Here is a 17971-nt window from a genome sequence, read left to right on the forward strand (position 1 = left end):
AGGCACCAACCTTTATTGTACACTGTCCGGCTATTTTTTTCCAAGATACAACTATGATAACCATTTATTTAACTGCCGTTTACGAGCGATGAATACCTGCCGGCTTAGCCAGTTTCCATACTACATAACTCATGTAGGCAAGAAGCCCGAACAATATCGAAATAATGGTCATATGAGCAAGTACCACAAACATGTAAATCTCAGGACGATCCATTGTCAGCATCAGGCCTACACCGGACAACACTTGTATAATTACAAGCGAGATTGCGGTAATGCCAAGCATTTGCAACTCCCTGTTTCCTTTATTATAACGATAAGCATAGTAACTGAGGACTGCAATGATGACGACAAGGAAAAATGCAGCAACACGATGCAGGAATGCTACAGCTACGCCGCCTGTGAGTTCAGGAATCACGGCTCCATTACAGAGCGGGAATCCACTGCAGCCGCCTGCAGACTCGGTATGGCTGACGAAAGCCCCTGTATAAACAACGATATAAGAATAAATCATCGTTAGCCACACTAAATTACGAAATTGTTTGCTTACCCGCGGCAGGCTGTCGAACTTAGCGAGTCCGCCAAATTTCTGTTCTTGCCTTGCACCAAGGGTAGTCATCAAGGAACTTGCAAGCGAAATAATGGCAAAACCAAGATGTAGTGCCATAACAGCAGGTACTTGGGAGAATACAACGGCGAGTGCTCCCATCATCCCTTGAATAACAACGAAGAATAATGTTAACAGTGAAAAGATTTGTAGATCACGGCGCTGTTTAGCAAACAGCATAAAGAGTACAAATGTGGTAATGGACAGCAGCCCTGCTGACGTACTGACAATCCGGTGTGAATATTCAATGAGCGAAGCTAGTGTATGTGCAGGCACAAATTCCCCATGACATAATGGCCACTCATTTCCGCAACCAAGTCCCGAATCCGTACGTGTAACTACCCCGCCGCCAAATGTGGCAAAAAACATGAACAGCGTAGTCACAAAACTAAACCATTTTAAAAGTCTGATATGCTTCAACCTTATTCACCTGCAATTATATGATGTGGCGGAAAACTCTCCGCATGCTGATTATATAAGCAATGCTCAGCAACTCTCATTATTATAACGGATAAAAGAATTCGAAACATGAGGGGATTGTGACAATATCTTAACGGCTGTTAAAACGTAACATTTTTCATTGTTTCCCTAGAATCCTACCCTATTTATGGTATTCAGCACAATCCAGCACAAAAAAACACCGCTCTTTTTTAATCAAAAGAACGGTGTTTTATTATGATTACTTTAGCTGCGCAGTGTTTGATACACTTCAACCGCCCGGTTAAGGAATTCTACAATTTCCTCACGTGATTTGCGATTTTTATTTACGAAACGAATGAGCTCGCGTCCATCTGCATAAGCCACAAAACTAGGGATTCCTAGAATGTTCTGTTCCTGACTTAGATCGCCGGTTTGTTCTACATCGACTTCAATCAGAGTAAGCAGCTGAGAAAACTCCTGCTCTACCTCCGGCATGAAGGGATCGATAAATCTGCAGTCTACGCACCAGTCTGCTTTGAAGACAGCGACCGTCAAATTAGAAGATTGGGTTAAAACATCGAATTCCGCTTTAGAATTAATTTTTTTCATCCTTATTCATCCTCTCTAGTATACAGGCTCGTATAGATCTTCTGGTTTAGTGAATCATTCTTGACGAGTGGAAGTCAAATCATTCGTACATACTATTATATAACCAGGCAAAGTCTGTAGCAAAAGAGGAGGCAAGAAAAAGATGAAAAATCAGCAATCTTCTGTCCATTCTTTCAACGCAATATGGCAAATGGTAAAGACCTTGCCTATAACTGCAGCAGAAGTGATTCGCGGTAAACAGGCCGCCATTCGTTCATCGAAACGACTCCGTCATCCGCTTCGTCCGCTCACCTGGCCAGCTTCATCTGCTTCCTGGATACAGAATCAACTGGAACAAACACTTGCCAGTGTACGAGCCAGCGGAGTTCAGCCCGCTTCCATGCGGAGCAGTCAGCTCGATCCTTATAGCGTGGAAGAGCTGGAACTCGTACGCGAGATCATGGAACAAACGCAGCAGCATAATCAAAGTAATCTAACAAGAACGGCTGCTTATTTAGCTTGCTATGAAGCCTATCCGGAACTTCACTGGGCTCTGCTTGCTCATTTGGTATCTCGTAACGGCGGCTACAATATGACCGATTTAAAGAGCGATCTTTTGCATAATGTACTTAAAAGTCAGGATAATAAACAAGTTTATCTTCTCTTAGAACGGTGTAATGCACTTATTTTTCAAGATGCCTATCCGCAGCTGCTGTTATATATGAAAAGCCGAGAAAAAGGCCGAAGCTATTTTCATTTGCTGTCCGAGTTTCATGTGTCTGCCTTTATGAGTCCTTTTTGGGAACAATTCTGGCTTGAACGTAGCAGCGAGGTCTTGACCGTTGGTCTCATTATTAATGAGCAAAATTATATCGAGAACCGGGTCATTCGCAATCCCTATTATCAGCATCATGTCATGGCTACTCTCTCTTTTCGTTCCCATGAACTGGCTGGGCTTAATCATATTATTATCCCGCTGGGTGTGGATCAGGAATTGGTCGGTTTGACGATGAATCATTTCAATAAACTGCATGAACGGATTGAGTTCGGCAAAGCTCTGTATGCCCTGTTATTCGGGTATTCGCAAGTACTAGAGAGAGCAGCCACCTTTTCTAAAGAAATACCTCATGAAGGTTCGCGAAGTGAATATTGGCCTAAATATTACACTTCCCTATATGGTCAGAAACGAGAGGAACCCCTTCTCACAGCTGCACTAAGTAATAAAGAGATGCTTTCTAGAGACAACAAAATATATAGTCCTACCTTATATAAAGCTTGGTATGATATGCCTTATGAGAAAATAACTCGTGAAGACTGGCTTACGCATACCTCTCATACAGATACACTCGGTCACCTCAACCTTCCAAGGAGACCACGTATATTTGATGTGAGTTACCGGCACCGGTTCGCTCTATGGAAACTTGGCATTGTTCATGATCTGAACGAAATAAGAAACACCAATAAGATTCTATAAAAAAAGAACGAAGCCCTTTAAAGAGCTATCGTTCTTTTTACCTTATCCTCTGCTGCCTTGCTTATTACCTCGCTGTAATCTCATCAAAGGCCGAAGCACCTTCTGAATGATCCGCGGATAGTTCGCAAGCTCGTCCTGACGAAGTACGCGCATGGCAATAAGCAGAACAAAATAACTGATGACTACCGCGACTCCAACGATGATACAGTTTATTAAAAATGCCACTCTCGCAGGCATCATATCTACCATAGACAGCCCAAGCTGATGAAGTCCATATCCAATCGCACTGGATATAATAACGGTAATCAGAAAGCCAATCCATCTCTTACCGAGAATGGAGAAAGCAACTGTCTTTTTAAGAACACGAATGTTGAGAAGTGTGATCACAAAGAAAGCAAGCCCCGTTGAGATAATGATTCCATAGATTCCAAAGAACTGAGCAAGGATAAAGCTGGAGAACAACTTCACCATAATTCCGATAAACACGGTTACCATGGTAATTCTTGGTTTACCGATACCCAGTAGAATGGAGTTGGAAGTCATCATTGTAATTTGAAAAATTGTCCCGAACGTCAACATAGCAACAATTCCGCTGCCATCCAAACTACTAAACAAAAGTCCATTAATTGAATAAGCAGCTACACAGAGAGCAATCACCATCGGCATCCCTGTCATGATCGCGATCCGCATAGCGAGGGTCACTTGATTACGCAGATGAACTTCATCTTTTCTTGCAAATGCTGCCGAGATAATAGGGATCAATGATGTACTGAGTGCAATCGCCAGGATCGGCGGAATTCCCGCAACAGGCTGAGCCCGGTTTGTCAAAATACCAAGTATCGTCGTAGCCGTATCTGAGCCGACCTGACCGCTGATCAGAGGTTTAATAATGGATGAATCAATAAAGTTAACGGCAGGTACAGCTAATGATGACAATACGATCGGTATAGAAAGTGTGAAAATATCACGGTAGATCCGGGACAACGGAATTTGCGCCGTTTGCAGATCATGGAGACCAAGTTCTCGGTCTTTTCGAATCTGTTTCCGAGTAAAATACAGCATTACTGCGAATGCACCGACACTGCCGAGCACTCCCCCGAACGTTGCACCTGCTGCAACCTCACTATCTCCATATCCTGCTCTTAATAGAATATAAGCAAGCAAGATTGCCGTACCAACCCGTGCAAATTGTTCGACAATCTGCGAGATCCCGCCAGCTGTCATGTTGTTGCGGCCTTGGAAGTAGCCGCGCATCATGGCAATCGTCGGGAATAATAAGAGCGCCGGAGCCAGTGCACGAATGGCTAAAGCCGATTCAGGAACTTGGGCAACATACGTTGCGTAAAATGGAGCAAGTGTCCATAACAGTATCGTCATAACAATTCCAGCAAATGCGGAGAAAATAAGAGCAGCTTGATAAATTCGTTTTGCTTCCTCAGGTTTATCCAGCGCATAGCGCTCGGAGACCATTTTGCTGAGCGTACTTGGAATACCTGCGGTGGCCACCGTAAGCAGCATTAGATATACGCTGTTCGCCACCCCGAAAGAGGCGTCCCCCACATCTCCGAGCAAGTGTTCAAGCGGAACGCGCTGGACAAGCCCAAGCAGCCGGGCAACAAGAGCTGCCACAGCAAGGATAATCGTACCCTTGATGAATGATTCCTTTTTAGACAAGACGTAATTCCCTTCTTCCTTCCCCCGAACGAAACGTTTAGGAACCTAATTTTAATTAACTGAATCAATTTCATAACTCATTAAAATGATGAATTTGTAACTATATATAGACAAACAAAACCATTTTGATCTATATATAACCCTGATTAAAGCAACTAAAGGTATTATGAAATTAATTAACTGTAATCCATATAAAAAATATAATCACCATAGCTACTTGCAAGATGATCTTCATGACGGTACTTGCAAATAAACCTAACACCGAACCAAATCCAACTTTTGCGGACTTTTGAACCGTCGATCCGCCAATCAGTTCCCCGACAAAAGCGCCTAAGAAGGGTCCAATAACAAGTCCAAAAGCCGGTATAACAAAAGGTCCGATAATGACACCAATGGTACTGAGTGTGGTCGAGAGCTTTGAACCTCCATATTTCTTGACGCCCCAGGCATTAACGACGTAGTCTGCCACAAACAACACCACGACGATCAGTGTCTGGATAATCCAGAACCAGACTCCAAATGATTCGAATCCGAAGAACCATCCATATACAAAAAAGGCGAAATAAATAGCGAGAGCACCAGGCAGAATAGGGAAAATTGCTCCCGCAAGTCCAATCGCAAATAATAGAATAACAAGAATCCAACCAAGGATTGTCATCAGGCAATTATGCCTCCTTCAAAATATAGTCTCGTATCACTTCCACAATTCCATCTTCATTGTTCGTGCCTACTACGAGATCAGCTGCTTCTTTTACCGTTTCCTGTGCATTCCCCATAGCGACTCCAAGACCTGCTGCCTGAATGACAGCAAGATCATTCAGACTATCGCCTACCGCAACTACCTCTTCCATCGTAATTCCGAGAAGTTTACATACTTCCTGAATCCCGCTGGCTTTAGAAATACCCGCCGGATTAATCTCGAGATTTGTTGTTGAGGAGTTCGTAATCTGAAGACCACCCAAATCTTGAAGCTCCATCAAAATCTGATGGCGGACATCATTATCTTCGGTTGTATAACCGAATTTCAGCCACTCATGATCGTAAATGGAATCCACCCAGCGCTCGCTGTTAAACAGCTTATCTACCGTATAAGCCCAGAACCAACAATTATGCTTAATTGCGATCTCATGCATTTTAGATACAAGTTCTGGATCAAGCAAGGTTCTTACATGCAGCTCATTCGGTGATTTCCATACTTCGCTTCCGTTCACGGTAACCATCGGTGTATCCAGGCCAAGTTCCTGACCATAAGGAAGCGCATGATGAGCAGCACGTCCTGTAGATAGGCATACATGTATACCCGCTTTCATTGCCTTATGAATCCAGCTGGACGTCTCGTGAGAAATTTCATGTTCATCGGTTAGCAGCGTGCCGTCCATATCTAGCGCAAGTAATTTATATCGATATTGATTATTCAAAATAAGTCTCCTCCTTTTTGTTCTCTACCCATCCATTCTTTATCTTTATTTTTTGTTTATGAATCACAATACATATCGCATTTTATCATAAACAAGGAATTGCAACAAAAGAGGTTTACCTGGTTTAAGTCATATGTATGACATATAAAAAGAGCAGGCGGCCTCACCTGCTCTTATCTATGATATTATTTTATTGTAATGCATTTCGTATATATTCCATATTACAGTCGTACTTCCCTGCTTCCCCTGCCTCGCAGGAGTCTCCGAACGAGAACACCATGGAGCGGTGAGAACAGAAAAGCAAGTACGAATAACCCTCCTGCTGAGGCCACCATGCACCCTGCAATCGAAGCATCAAGTAAGAAGGCCATATAATATCCAGCAACGGAACTTGCTGCTCCGATGAGAACACTATAAGTCAGCATGATCCCAAGACGATCCGTCAATAGATAGGCTGTTGCCGCAGGAACAATGAGCATCCCAACAACGAGAATAGCGCCTACGCTGTCAAAAGATGCAACCGAAGTCATGGAGACCATTCCCATAAGTAAATAATGAAACAGTGCCACCGGAATACCGCTTGCTGCAGCAAGTGCTGGATCAAAGGAACAAATTTTGAATTGCTTATAGAATAAGGTTAGTAAGACCATTATGACAAACAGGGTAATCCCAAGCATCCATACCGCCCTTGGTCCCACATCAACACCGCCCAAAGCCAGCTGATCCCACTGAACATAAGCAATTTCTCCAAAAAGCACATGGTCAAGATCAAGATCAATATTTTGTGCGTTCAAGCTGATCAAGATGACCCCTGCGGCAAAGAGCGCCGTAAATACAATTCCAATCGAGGCATCGGACGATAAACCGCCCCCTTGTAACATTTGAATGAGAAAAACAGCGATGAGTCCAAAAGCAGTAGCCCCTGCCAATATCCACAGCGACTCACGGCCGCTGATTAGAAAGGCAATGGCAATCCCTGGCAGCACAGCGTGACTTATCGCATCTCCGACCATTGCCATCTTTCTAAGCACTAGAAAAGTCCCGAGAAGCGCGCAGGCGGAGGAAACCAGTATTGCGGTGAGTATTATCCAAAATCCTGACATGATGATCCCCCTCTACTTCCTGATTTCTGCCTGTGGCTTACCTGACTGCTGATGATATGCTGTCCTCACTCTCCGCTCACGAAAGGCTCTTGCCATCCATCCTCTATCAGGAGCAAAAAGAACAGAGACAGCAAACAATCCGGTGGCAACAAGTACGGTTACCGGGCCTGTAGGCAAATCGGGTGTAGTTGCACTAACCACCGTACCAATCACTCCGCTAAGTGCTCCGAATAATCCAGCCAGTGCAACCATTAGACCCAGCCGGTGTGTCCAATATTTAGCCGCTGCAGCGGGTGTAACGAGAAGTGCAGCAACAAGCACTACACCCACAATTTGTACCCCTGCTACGACGGCAATTACCGTAAGAAACAGCAATAGCTGCGCCAGTAACCCAGAAGGAACCCCCATTCCTCTAGCAAATCCCGGATCAAAACTGATTAACTTGAGTTCTTTAAATAAAAGACAACATACAACAAGCAGAAAAATAGAAACACCAAGCATCGTATAAACATCGCTTCTAACCATAGAAGCCGCTTGACCAAACATATATTTATCCAGTCCGCTCTGACTTCCATAATCCCCATGCTGAATGCGGGTTAACAACATAACCCCTACTCCAAAAAAGACGGACAGTATAACGCCGAGTGCAGTGTCTTGTTTTATACGGGAGTACTTCGTTATGACGGATATTCCGATGGTCGCAATCATTCCCGAAACGAGCGCCCCCAGCATAAATAAGAAAGTTGATTTTACCCCGCTCAGCATAAAAGCAATACAAATTCCTGGGAGAGCAGCATGGGCTAACGTATCTCCAATTAGACTTTGCTTACGAAGATAAGTAAAGGATCCCACCATTCCGCTGCTAAACCCAAGCAGCATCGAACCCAGCATGATCCACCTTGCATTTGGATCTGTCATAATGGAGAATATCCAGTTCATCATACCTACTACTCCTTCCACTTCTCTGCAGCGGCTGACTGACCAATCATAGCAATACGGCCGCCATATGTTTTTTGAAGCATCTCTGATGTGAACGTGGTTGATGTTGGACCTGCTGCCACTAACTTTCCATTCAACAGTATGACATGATCAAAGTATTCCTCTACTGTTGCAAGGTCATGATGAACGACAAGCACTGTTTTCCCTTGTTCTTTCAGTTCGCTCAGCAAGGCGATGATCGCTTTCTCTGTTGTCGCATCCACACCAGCAAAGGGTTCATCCATGAAATAGATATCCGCATCCTGTGCAAGGGCTCTTGCCAGGAATACACGCTGCTGCTGTCCGCCGGACAGCTGACTTATCTGACGGTGACAGAAATCGGCCATGCCTACTTTCTTCAGACAATCCATAGCGATTTCTTTTTCTTTCTTCCCAGGTCTCTTAAACCAGCCTAGTCTTCCGTACCTCCCCATCATCACTACATCAAGGGCATTCGTTGGAAAATCCCAATCCACGGATTCTCGCTGCGGTACATATCCAATTCTTTTGCGCTGTTCTTTATAGGGTTTTCCATAGATTTTGACATCCCCGCTGAGGGAGGGCACCAGGCCCAGTGCTGCTTTGATGAGCGTGGACTTTCCGGCTCCATTCGGTCCTAATATTCCGATTAATTTTCCTTCCGGTACAGAAAATGTGATGTCTTCAAGTACCGGCTTTTTATGATAGGCTACGGCCAGATGCTGAACCGAAAACGGTGATTGCACTTCACTAGATTCTGTTCCATTCACGGTATCCTCCTGCGTTAACATGCCCATTTTCCCCACTCCTCTTATCCTTGTGCATCCTATTTCAAAGCATCCACGATCACCTTTGTATTATGTTTTACCATTCCAATATAGGTTCCCTCTTCCGTTCCTTCTTGGCCCATCGCATCGGAATATAATTGACCGCCAATCGTAACCGTATGCCCTTTCTCTTTTGCCCCGGCTACGATCGCTTCCATCGCTTTTGGTGAAATACTGGATTCTACAAAGACAGCTTTAATTTGGTTGTCTACAAGAAAATCTCTCAGTTCACTAACATCATTTACTCCATACTCGGCAGATGTGCTGATTCCTTGTAAACCAAGCACTTCAATGTCGTAAGCCTGACCAAAATAGCCAAAAGCATCATGTGCAGTGACGAGTACCCGGGAAGCTTTCGGAATGGAAGTAATCCTTTCGCTGACTTCCTCGTGTAAATCCTGCAGCTTTGCTATATACGCATCCGCCTGGTCATTATAGTCTTTCGCATGTTCGGGATCTGCCTGAGTAAGACTGTCCCGAATGGTATCCGTAACCTGTATCCACTTTGTCACATCGAACCATACATGAGGATCCGCTTCCTCCTTATCCCCATAAGGAACCATCAGCAGCTCGCTTTCTGGAATATCCTTCGTCACTTGAGTCACGGTCTTAGACTTGCCCAGGTTGAGTAGAATATCAGACATCTTTCCTTCAAGATGCAATCCGTTATATAAAATGAGATCCGCTTGTTCCAATTTTTTAATATCTCCTTGAGAAGCTTTATATAAGTGGGGGTCTACTCCTGGTCCCATCAGCCCTGTTACTTCTACATGCTCTCCGCCAACTTCTTTAGCAGCATCTGCAATCATACCCGTTGTGGTCGTAATTTTTAGTTTCCCTGTCTCTTCATTTTCTCCCGCTTTACTTGATGTACCACCGCATGCTGTTAAAGCCAGTATTGAACTCATTACGACAAAAGCTATAAACATTCGGTCCCATATCCTCTTCTTTTTCATTGTTCACTCTTCCCTTCCGCAAGTTAATTAGGTGATTAATTAGGTGATACTAGGTGTTCCATCAGCTCAATTATTTACCTGGTACAAGTTATTTATCTTATTACAATTAATTTATATATATGCAATTAAGTTTCCTCAAGGCAAATTTTATGGGAGGCAAAGTAAAAAAGCAAGAGAAATTTTCTCTTGCTTGTCTTAGTTTTGGCTGCAAAACGCTATAGCCTATATCTAATTTTTATGAAAATATGGTCACTTGAATCATTTTCTTAGTACCTTGGCAGCTTTAATCAGGCAATACACCTATCTTTATTTTTCTTTGGTTGCCTTCTGTTTCTTAGGTGTGCCATCCAAACCGTAATACATATCATATGCATCGAAGATTTTACGAGCAATCGGAGCAGCACTGACCGATCCGAAACCGCCTTCCGGGATCATAACGGCGACCGCAAGTTTTGGATTTTCACGAGGAGCAAAGGCAATGAACACTCCATTATCGACTCGTTTTCTGGTTCCTTTATAAAATATGTCCTGCTGAGATGTACCGGTTTTCCTAGCAAAATCATAAGGGAATCCATCAAAACTTGTTCCCACATTGGTTGCCATCGCACTGCGAATCAGATTCCAGTTCGCATCACTAAACTTCACTTCATTCAGTACCTTTGGCTCTATTTTACGGATCACATTGCCTTCTGAATCCCTAATCTCACTGACAATATGCGGTTCCATACGTTTTCCTTTATTTGCAAGCATGGTTACGTACTGAGCAAGCTGCATGGTCGTATATTTCCCCTGCTGTCCAAAAGAGGCGAATGCGAGCCGGGAAAGTGCTGTTTCCTCTTCGTTCTTATATTCTATATTTCCTCGGTATTCATTGGGTAGATCCACCCCAGTTTCTACCCCAAGCCCAAACTTTTTCATATATTCATCCCAGACTTCGATCGCCTTGCTGCTGCCGTAACGTTTCCAAAGCCCTTCCCCAATCAAAGTCACCATAAAAGCATTGGATGATCTTCGAATTGCCTCACGAGGTGTCAAACTCCCCATTACGGAACCGCCTGAGTTACTTACTCTGCCATCACGTCCAAATAGAGCATATCCCTTGTCTTGATACACGGTTGATGGGCTGATGAGTCCTTCTTCTAATCCTATGAGAACACTCAGAGGTTTAATGGTTGAACCCAGCAGAACGACGGATTCTGTTGTGTTGGTTTGATCTGTAGGAAAAAAAGAACGAATCGTACCGTTTTGGTACACATTTTTTATTTCGTTATATACTTTAGGAGTAACGCCCCCATTCTTCCACACATTTGAATCATAATCGGGCATGCTTGCCATAGCTATTACATTTCCAGTATCCACTTCCATTGCTACTGCGAAGCCCATTCTCGCATTTTGTGATTCCTTTCTTCCACTCGTACGCAGCGCTTTAATCTGATCTGTAATAGCCTGTTCCGTTATCCGCTGTACATCTTTATGCAGATTTGTATATAGATCGTTCCCTTTTTTAGGCGGCACCAGTTCCCCTGGACCTGTGGGCATATTACGCATATCTACTGGTATTAACTGATAGCCCGATTCCCCGCGCAGTTCCTCCTGATATTGTAATTCAAGCCCGCCAAAGCCAACATTCTCATTCTCTTGATAAAAAAGACCTGGATTTTCTAGACCCACTTCTGAATTATGTTCGCTGATGTTCTTATAGAAAGGATCATCCTTGGCTCCTTTATACTTAAACAGGTATCCAACGGTTTGCGTAGCAAGGGTATCTTTATGGTATTTACGCACCGTTTCTTCAATGATTTGAACCCCTTTAAACTGATCTTTATTCTGTAAAAAATAAGCTACTTCTTTATCTGATAAATTGCTTTTGATGAGACGCGGAACGTAACCGCCGAACTTAGAATAATTAAGATCAAGGCTCTTGGTAATCTCCCCGGCAGTGATTTCCGGAGCATCCTTGGCTCCATATTTTTTGAAAACGCCTGCTATTTTCTCGGCCATCAAATTTATCTCAATTCTTCCCGCTGTAGGAATCCCGTTAGACAACCCATAATTCTCATACAAAGAAATATATAAAGAATGCGAGGGCTCTGAATAAGCCAGCGGGGTATGAGTAGAATCATAGATCGTCCCACGGATCGGCATCATGGGTACTGCTCTTTTATTCTCTCCTCGTTCTAGATTCGCCAGTTCCTCCCCTTCCACAAACTGTATAAATGCTAGTCTTACGATAAGAACACAAAATAATATAAAAACAGCGAAAAAGGATATATTCATACGAAAAGTCCGTCTCCGCTCAATTTTTATATTCTCTTCGTCTTGTTCATAACGATTCATTAGTAGTCCCCCCATAGATAAAACAACAAATGCACATATACGCTAATTATACCAACATTTACCACTATTGTACAAAAAAGAAGACGCCCTTTGCTTTTATGCAAAAGACGTCTTTCTTATCAATCTACTATTCATTCTGTGATGTTTCTTCACCATCTTGCGGGTTTCCTTTTGGAACACCGTCAAGACCGTACACTTTATCATAAGCATCAAAGATTTTACGAGCAATAGGAGCCGCACTGCTGGAGCCAAATCCACCTTCTGGAATAACGACGGCTACAGCCAGTTTCGGATTATTACGCGGTGCAAAGGCAATAAACACACCGTTATCAATTCTTGTTTTTGTCCCGTTATAATAAATATCCTGCTGCGAGGTACCTGTTTTCCGAGCAAAGTCATATGGGAAACCTGAGAAGGCCATATCTACATTAGTTGACATTCCGCGGTGAACTGTATTCCAGTACTCGTCTGCAAAGTCTACTTCATTGAGTACCTTAGGTTCAATCTTCTTAACTACATTTCCTTCCGAATCGCGAATTTCTTTGACAAGATGCGGTTCCAACCTTTTTCCTTTGTTAGCAAGCATCGTTGTATACTGAGCAAGCTGCATAGTCGTATACTTCCCTTGCTGTCCAAAGGATGCGAAGGCAAGCCGGGAAAGAGCTGTTTCCTTTTCATTTTTATACTCGATTTGCCCCTTAAATTCACGCGGTAAATCTACGCCTGTCTCAACACCTAGACCGAACTCTTTCATATGCTGATCCCAGATATCAATACCTTTACTTCCGAATTTGTTATACAGTCTTTCACCGACCATATCCACCATAAACGCGTTCGAGGAGTGCTTAATAGCTGTATCTGGGAAAAGAAGACCATACACATGATTCTGTGAGTTTCGTACTCTAGAGTCGTCTCGGCCAAAAAGGGCATACCCTACATCTTGATAAGCTGTATTGGTACTGAATAGACCTTCTTTTAAACCGATTAATACACTAAGTGGTTTAATTGTAGAACCTAAGAGAACCGTAGATTCCATCCGTCTTCTCGAGTCATCCGGCGGGTAAGATTCTGTTGTACCATTACGATAAATATATTTAATTTTGTCATAATCCCATTCATCATTGGGGTCATAATCCGGCATACTCGCCATTGCCACAATATTTCCTGTATCTACTTCCATCGCAACCGCATAACCGGTTGTTGCATTAGGATGTAATTTACCAGAGACAGGATTTCGATGCAGCCAATCGAGCTGATCCATAATGGCTTGTTCCGTTTCTACCTGAATTTCCTTATTAATGGTAGATACGATATCTTTTCCTTTTTCAGGGGCCTGAATTACGGTTCCTTCCTCTGGAAGATTCAGTGGATTGATCGGAATCTGACTATATCCGGCTTTACCACGAAGTTCATCCTGGTACTGCATTTCAAGTCCGTCTACACCAACCTTTTCCAGTTCAGAATAGACAAGTCCTGGTTCTGTCTGATCCTTATTTGTTTCATCTACTTGTTTATACTTCTCAAGTGTTTTTGAGGTCTTAAACGTTTTAAGATAGCCAATGGCCTGAACAGCAACTGTATCCTCATCATATTTTCTTACCGTCTCTTCGATTACGCTGACGCCGGGAAACTCTTTTTTATGTTGCAAAAAATAAGCAATTTCTTTTTCGGATAAGTTACTTTTAATCAGCCTAGGCGTATAACCATGCGTTTGCCGATAATTAAGGTCCATTGCCTTTTCGATATCAGCTGCAGTCAATGTTTCCGCATCCGGGTCTTTATACTTCTCAAAAACTTCAGCAAGACGCTCAGCCATCTCCAATGCCTCTTCATGGTTTGGATTTACTGAACCGTCTGTCGGCTTACTATAGTTCTTATATAACGTAATATACAGGGACTGAATAGGCTCTGAATACGCAAGTTTTACCTCACCCGTAGAGTCAAGTATGGAACCCCTTACCGGAAGCAGCGGTATATTCTTAGTCACACTGCCGCTTTCCTGCTGTGCGAGCTCTGGCCCTTCTACAAACTGAAGCACAGCAAGCCTAATGATAATAATAGAAAAAATAATAAAAGAGCTAAAGAAGAAAAAATTCAGACGAAAACTAAATCGGCGCTTATTAGACAGTTCTTCCTTTTCATGATTTTGCTGCTGAGTCATACCATACCTCACTTTTCTTTCTGTTCCATAGATATCCTTTTTCATTCTACCACAACTGTGTTCCAAATTTCTCTTTTGCTGATTACAATTTCGTCATAAAACGACAAAACCGCGTGTGCCTCAATCACGTGGCACACACGGTTTCTGTAATAACATATTGTATATGGATATTTCACAGTCTATTCAGCAGAATTATCTTGTTTGGAAGCATCACTCTGATCTTGTGAATCTTGAATTTTGGGTGTTCCGTCAAGTCCAATATACTGATCGTAAGCATCATAAATTTTACGTGCAATAGGCGCTGCACTGACTGAACCAAATCCTCCTTCAGGCACCACAACAGCAATCGCAAGTTTCGGGTTATCTCTAGGAGCAAATGTAATAAAGACGCCGTTTTCTACAAGTTCACCGCCTACACTTTGCTGAGATGTTCCTGTTTTACGAGCAAAATCATACGGGAACCCCTCAAATCCTTGAGCATTACTGTTCATCCCTGCTTTGATTTCATCCCAGAAAGAAGAGTCAAACTCCACAGTGTTTAGTATTTCTGTACCAAATTCTTTTACAACATTACCTTCCACATCCGTAATCTTGCTTGCAATTTGGGGTTTCAGTCGTTTCCCTTCATTCGCAAGCATGGCCGCATACTGAGCAAGCTGGAGTGTTGTATACTTCCCTTGCTGCCCAAATGAAGCATAGGCAAGCGCTGATTGCGAACTGCTATTCTCAGCTTCTTTTATATATTCGCGCAGACCAGACTGCTCATTAGGTATACCGCTCTCTGTCGATACCCCTAGCCCAAATTCCTTCATGTACTTATCCCATACATCAACGCCTTTTGCACCATACTTCTCATATAATTTATTTCCGACCATTTCTACCATGAATGCATTGGAAGAATGTTCAATCGCTAATGCAGGGTCAATCAAACCGTAAGCGTGACTCCCCGAATTTCGAACGGAAGTTTCATAACCTTTCTTACCAAACTTTCCTACCCCCACATCATTATATAAAGTAGAAGTCGTAAATAAATTTTCTTGCAGACCAATGAGAACTGATAACGGCTTAATAACCGAACCGAGCAGCACGGTGGAAGATGGGTGTTTATAACTTTCTTCTTTGCTGCTGTAGGATTGATACACCTCACGAATGGCACCATTTGAAGCATAAGGAGCAATATTATTAAGTTCTTCTTGTGACATGCTTCCTTTTGTCCATATGTTTGGGTCATAGTCAGGCATACTCGCCATGGTTACGATCTTGCCTGTGTCCACTTCCATGGCAACTGCAAATCCCGTTTTGGCGTTTGGAGCTTTAATACTAGAATTACTTGTTGTTTGCAAATATTCCAATTGGTCCATGATTGCCTGCTCGGCAGCCAACTGAACATCTTTATGAATAGATAACCACACATTATTCCCTTTTTTAGGAGCCGTAATTTCTGCTTCACCAGAAATTTGATTTTGTGAGTTCACTGGGAAGGTCTTAACACCTTTCGTGCCTCTTAACTCCTCTTGAAACATAAACTCTATCCCATCATATCCGACTTCCTCATCATCCAGATATTGAAGCTTAGGGTCGGTTTCTTCCTTGGCCTTCAGATAATAACCGAGTCCATAATCTGGATCAATTACGGAACGGAATGGTTTCATATATCCTACCGTTTGAACGGCAACGGTATCCTCGTCATAACGTCTCACATTTTCTTCGACCACTTCTACGGTTGGAAACTCATCCTTATGGGATAGAAAATAGGCAATTTCTTCCTCAGTCAGATCTGTCTTGATTCTTCTCGGCGTATATCCGTAATTTTTGCGATAGGATATGTCTAGAGCTTCCTCAATCTCATCTTCTGTCATTGTTTTGCTCGAATCTCCATACCGGTCAAAAACTTGTTTGAGACTCGAAACCAGTTCTTTTAATTCATCCTTGTTCTCTTCACGGGTGTAGTTTTTATCTAAACTCACATACAAAGACTGTGTTGAGGTCGAATAGGCGAGCCGATTCTCACCCGTAGAGTCGAATATCGTTCCCCGAATGGGTGAAAGAGATACACTTTTCGTTGCGACACTTGCTTCTTCTTTTTTTAGCGTAGGACCCTGAACCAGCTGCAGATATGCCAGCCTGATGATCAGTACACCAAAGATCAAAAAGGTTGCCAGGAAAAAGACATTAAGCCTGAAAGTAAATCTCTTCTCCTTTGCAATCACTTTTTTCATATATGGGTCTGTTCCCTCTTTGCTCATTCCAAAACTATCCTTTCTAACTGCGGTTTAACAAGTACATTATAAGGACTGATCTTTGATATGGGTGTCGTAGAAGTTAGATGGATTGAACCAATTTCCACTATTCGCCCAAGTTGGATCAAGAGGTACCCACTCATCTGTTTCGCTTAAATACACTTCGTTCCAAGCATGAGCACCGTATCCGCCTTGTCCATTATATCCAAGACCTGTAATGACTTTTACATCGAGTCCTTCTGACCGGGCCATAACCGCGTATAGCCTTGCATAGTCAATGCAAACCCCTTTCATCGTTCGAAACGTATCCTGCGGTGTTTGCTCATTCCAGATGCCTCTTTGCTCGTAGTCTTCTACTTTATCGTAATCATACCCAACACGAGTACCTATCCATTGATAGAGCGCTTTTGCTTTTTCTTCATCAGTGACCGCATTCTCTGTCACTTTAGAAGCAGCTCCTTCAATATCCTTAGGGATACTCCGATCAATCACCTCGTACCTTCTGTGCATCATGCCGGTTAGTTCATTTTTTGCCGCTTGGGTAATGACAGGAAGCCGTTCCTTAATCAGTGTTCCCGAGAGCGGTTCAATTACTTTCTTCGCACCCTGCTGATACAAAGGGGAAGATTCCACATAATTGCTGAATGTACTTCCCGGATATAGACTCACTACTATAAATAACAGTGCAATTACGAGTATGCTTCTCGCTATACCGACAACAACTCCGAATGCAGCACCAAGAAGGCGGCTGATCATTCCTGGATTTTTACGTGATCTGTTATTGGATCTGCCAAGGCCAAGGCCCGTAAGCAAACCACTGACTACAGAAAGAACAAAACGTATTACTGCATAACTAATCATAAAAAGAACAGCAAATCGCATTAACGGAAAATCAGTCAGCCCGGTAATGGCAGTATAATAAATTTGCTCCCATACTTTCAAATCTCGATTAGGTATGTTCTCACTATATTGTGCTAGCCACGTTTGAACCATTGGAGATAACTTCATCGAGAGAAAAAAAGCACCAGCTAAACCAATGACGGTAAACATGCCTTCCGTAACCAGGTTTACCAGCGCTCCAGCTGAGCGTGAAGCTCCTCTTGCAAATCCTTGTATCAGAGATACCAGGAGTATGACCAATAGAACAAGCGTGACCGCATTTCCATTCAATAGGCTGTCAATCCATGATTCGAACATGCTATCACCCCTGTT

At 43.0% G+C, this 17971-nt stretch carries 14 protein-coding genes; 1 reads left to right on the plus strand and 13 read right to left on the minus strand.

All coding sequences use genetic code 11. The features are described 5' to 3' along the window. Window positions 1-79: 79 nt before the first annotated feature. Complete coding sequence (locus QPK24_RS19965) at window positions 80-1024, minus strand: COX15/CtaA family protein (RefSeq protein WP_407082930.1); 945 nt, start codon at window positions 1022-1024, stop codon at window positions 80-82. Window positions 1025-1288: 264 nt separating this feature from the next. Then, window positions 1289-1633 (minus strand): thioredoxin family protein, encoded by a 345-nt coding sequence (locus QPK24_RS19970; RefSeq protein ID WP_285744128.1) that lies wholly within the window; start codon window positions 1631-1633, stop codon window positions 1289-1291. A gap of 142 nt (window positions 1634-1775) precedes the next feature. On the opposite strand from QPK24_RS19970, the gene QPK24_RS19975 reads away from it, so the two are divergent. Continuing rightward, the gene (locus QPK24_RS19975; RefSeq protein ID WP_285744130.1) at window positions 1776-3086 is read left to right on the plus strand and encodes a DUF2515 family protein; all 1311 of its coding nucleotides are present in this window, start codon (window positions 1776-1778) and stop codon (window positions 3084-3086) included. A 42-nt stretch (window positions 3087-3128) separates the two neighbouring features. Here QPK24_RS19975 and QPK24_RS19980 read toward each other — a convergent pair whose 3' ends face one another. The 11 genes from QPK24_RS19980 to QPK24_RS20030 all read right to left on the minus strand — a co-directional run bounded on the left by QPK24_RS19980 (window position 3129) and on the right by QPK24_RS20030 (window position 17956). Continuing rightward, window positions 3129-4760 (minus strand): putative polysaccharide biosynthesis protein, encoded by a 1632-nt coding sequence (locus QPK24_RS19980; RefSeq protein WP_285744132.1) that lies wholly within the window; start codon window positions 4758-4760, stop codon window positions 3129-3131. Window positions 4761-4932: 172 nt separating this feature from the next. Then, entirely contained in the window at window positions 4933-5418 is a 486-nt protein-coding gene (locus tag QPK24_RS19985; protein WP_160034770.1) for a DUF456 domain-containing protein, read from the minus strand. Window positions 5419-5425: 7 nt separating this feature from the next. Beyond that, the gene (locus QPK24_RS19990; RefSeq protein ID WP_407082931.1) at window positions 5426-6178 is read right to left on the minus strand and encodes a Cof-type HAD-IIB family hydrolase; all 753 of its coding nucleotides are present in this window, start codon (window positions 6176-6178) and stop codon (window positions 5426-5428) included. 221 nt (window positions 6179-6399) lie between these two features. After that, window positions 6400-7281 carry a metal ABC transporter permease gene (locus QPK24_RS19995; RefSeq protein ID WP_285744135.1) on the minus strand — a complete coding sequence of 294 codons (882 nt, stop codon included), beginning with the start codon at window positions 7279-7281 and terminating at the stop codon, window positions 6400-6402. Window positions 7282-7293: 12 nt separating this feature from the next. Next, complete coding sequence (locus QPK24_RS20000; protein ID WP_285744137.1) at window positions 7294-8223, minus strand: metal ABC transporter permease; 930 nt, start codon at window positions 8221-8223, stop codon at window positions 7294-7296. Between the two features lie 5 nt (window positions 8224-8228). Then, a complete protein-coding gene (locus QPK24_RS20005; RefSeq protein WP_285744138.1) occupies window positions 8229-9035 on the minus strand; it encodes a metal ABC transporter ATP-binding protein in 807 nt (268 codons plus the stop codon). A 29-nt stretch (window positions 9036-9064) separates the two neighbouring features. After that, on the minus strand, window positions 9065-10021 hold the full coding sequence (locus QPK24_RS20010; protein ID WP_285744140.1) for a metal ABC transporter solute-binding protein, Zn/Mn family: 957 nt from the start codon (window positions 10019-10021) through the stop codon (window positions 9065-9067). Window positions 10022-10327: 306 nt separating this feature from the next. Beyond that, entirely contained in the window at window positions 10328-12358 is a 2031-nt protein-coding gene (locus tag QPK24_RS20015; RefSeq protein ID WP_285744142.1) for a peptidoglycan D,D-transpeptidase FtsI family protein, read from the minus strand. Between the two features lie 127 nt (window positions 12359-12485). Then, on the minus strand, window positions 12486-14519 hold the full coding sequence (locus QPK24_RS20020) for a peptidoglycan D,D-transpeptidase FtsI family protein (protein ID WP_285744144.1): 2034 nt from the start codon (window positions 14517-14519) through the stop codon (window positions 12486-12488). 179 nt (window positions 14520-14698) lie between these two features. Continuing rightward, entirely contained in the window at window positions 14699-16765 is a 2067-nt protein-coding gene (locus QPK24_RS20025) for a peptidoglycan D,D-transpeptidase FtsI family protein (protein ID WP_285744146.1), read from the minus strand. Window positions 16766-16804: 39 nt separating this feature from the next. Next, window positions 16805-17956: a transglutaminase domain-containing protein gene (locus tag QPK24_RS20030; protein WP_285744148.1), complete on the minus strand. Its 1152-nt coding sequence runs from the start codon at window positions 17954-17956 to the stop codon at window positions 16805-16807. Window positions 17957-17971 lie beyond the last annotated feature (15 nt).

The sequence above is a fragment of the Paenibacillus polygoni genome (assembly GCF_030263935.1).
Taxonomy (GTDB): domain Bacteria; phylum Bacillota; class Bacilli; order Paenibacillales; family Paenibacillaceae; genus Paenibacillus; species Paenibacillus polygoni.

Bases quoted from the DNA above. Each gene is read 5' to 3' on its own strand.
- QPK24_RS19970 (WP_285744128.1), bottom strand. From the start codon at position 1,633: ATGAAAAAAATTAATTCTAAAGCGGAATTCGATGTTTTAACCCAATCT.
- QPK24_RS19975 (WP_285744130.1), top strand. From the start codon at position 1,776: ATGAAAAATCAGCAATCTTCTGTCCATTCTTTCAACGCAATATGGCAA.
- QPK24_RS19985 (WP_160034770.1), bottom strand. From the start codon at position 5,418: ATGACAATCCTTGGTTGGATTCTTGTTATTCTATTATTTGCGATTGGA.
- QPK24_RS19995 (WP_285744135.1), bottom strand. From the start codon at position 7,281: ATGTCAGGATTTTGGATAATACTCACCGCAATACTGGTTTCCTCCGCC.
- QPK24_RS20000 (WP_285744137.1), bottom strand. From the start codon at position 8,223: ATGATGAACTGGATATTCTCCATTATGACAGATCCAAATGCAAGGTGG.
- QPK24_RS20005 (WP_285744138.1), bottom strand. From the start codon at position 9,035: ATGGGCATGTTAACGCAGGAGGATACCGTGAATGGAACAGAATCTAGT.
- QPK24_RS20010 (WP_285744140.1), bottom strand. From the start codon at position 10,021: ATGAAAAAGAAGAGGATATGGGACCGAATGTTTATAGCTTTTGTCGTA.
- QPK24_RS20015 (WP_285744142.1), bottom strand. From the start codon at position 12,358: ATGAATCGTTATGAACAAGACGAAGAGAATATAAAAATTGAGCGGAGA.
- QPK24_RS20020 (WP_285744144.1), bottom strand. From the start codon at position 14,519: ATGACTCAGCAGCAAAATCATGAAAAGGAAGAACTGTCTAATAAGCGC.
- QPK24_RS20025 (WP_285744146.1), bottom strand. From the start codon at position 16,765: ATGAGCAAAGAGGGAACAGACCCATATATGAAAAAAGTGATTGCAAAG.
- QPK24_RS20030 (WP_285744148.1), bottom strand. From the start codon at position 17,956: ATGTTCGAATCATGGATTGACAGCCTATTGAATGGAAATGCGGTCACG.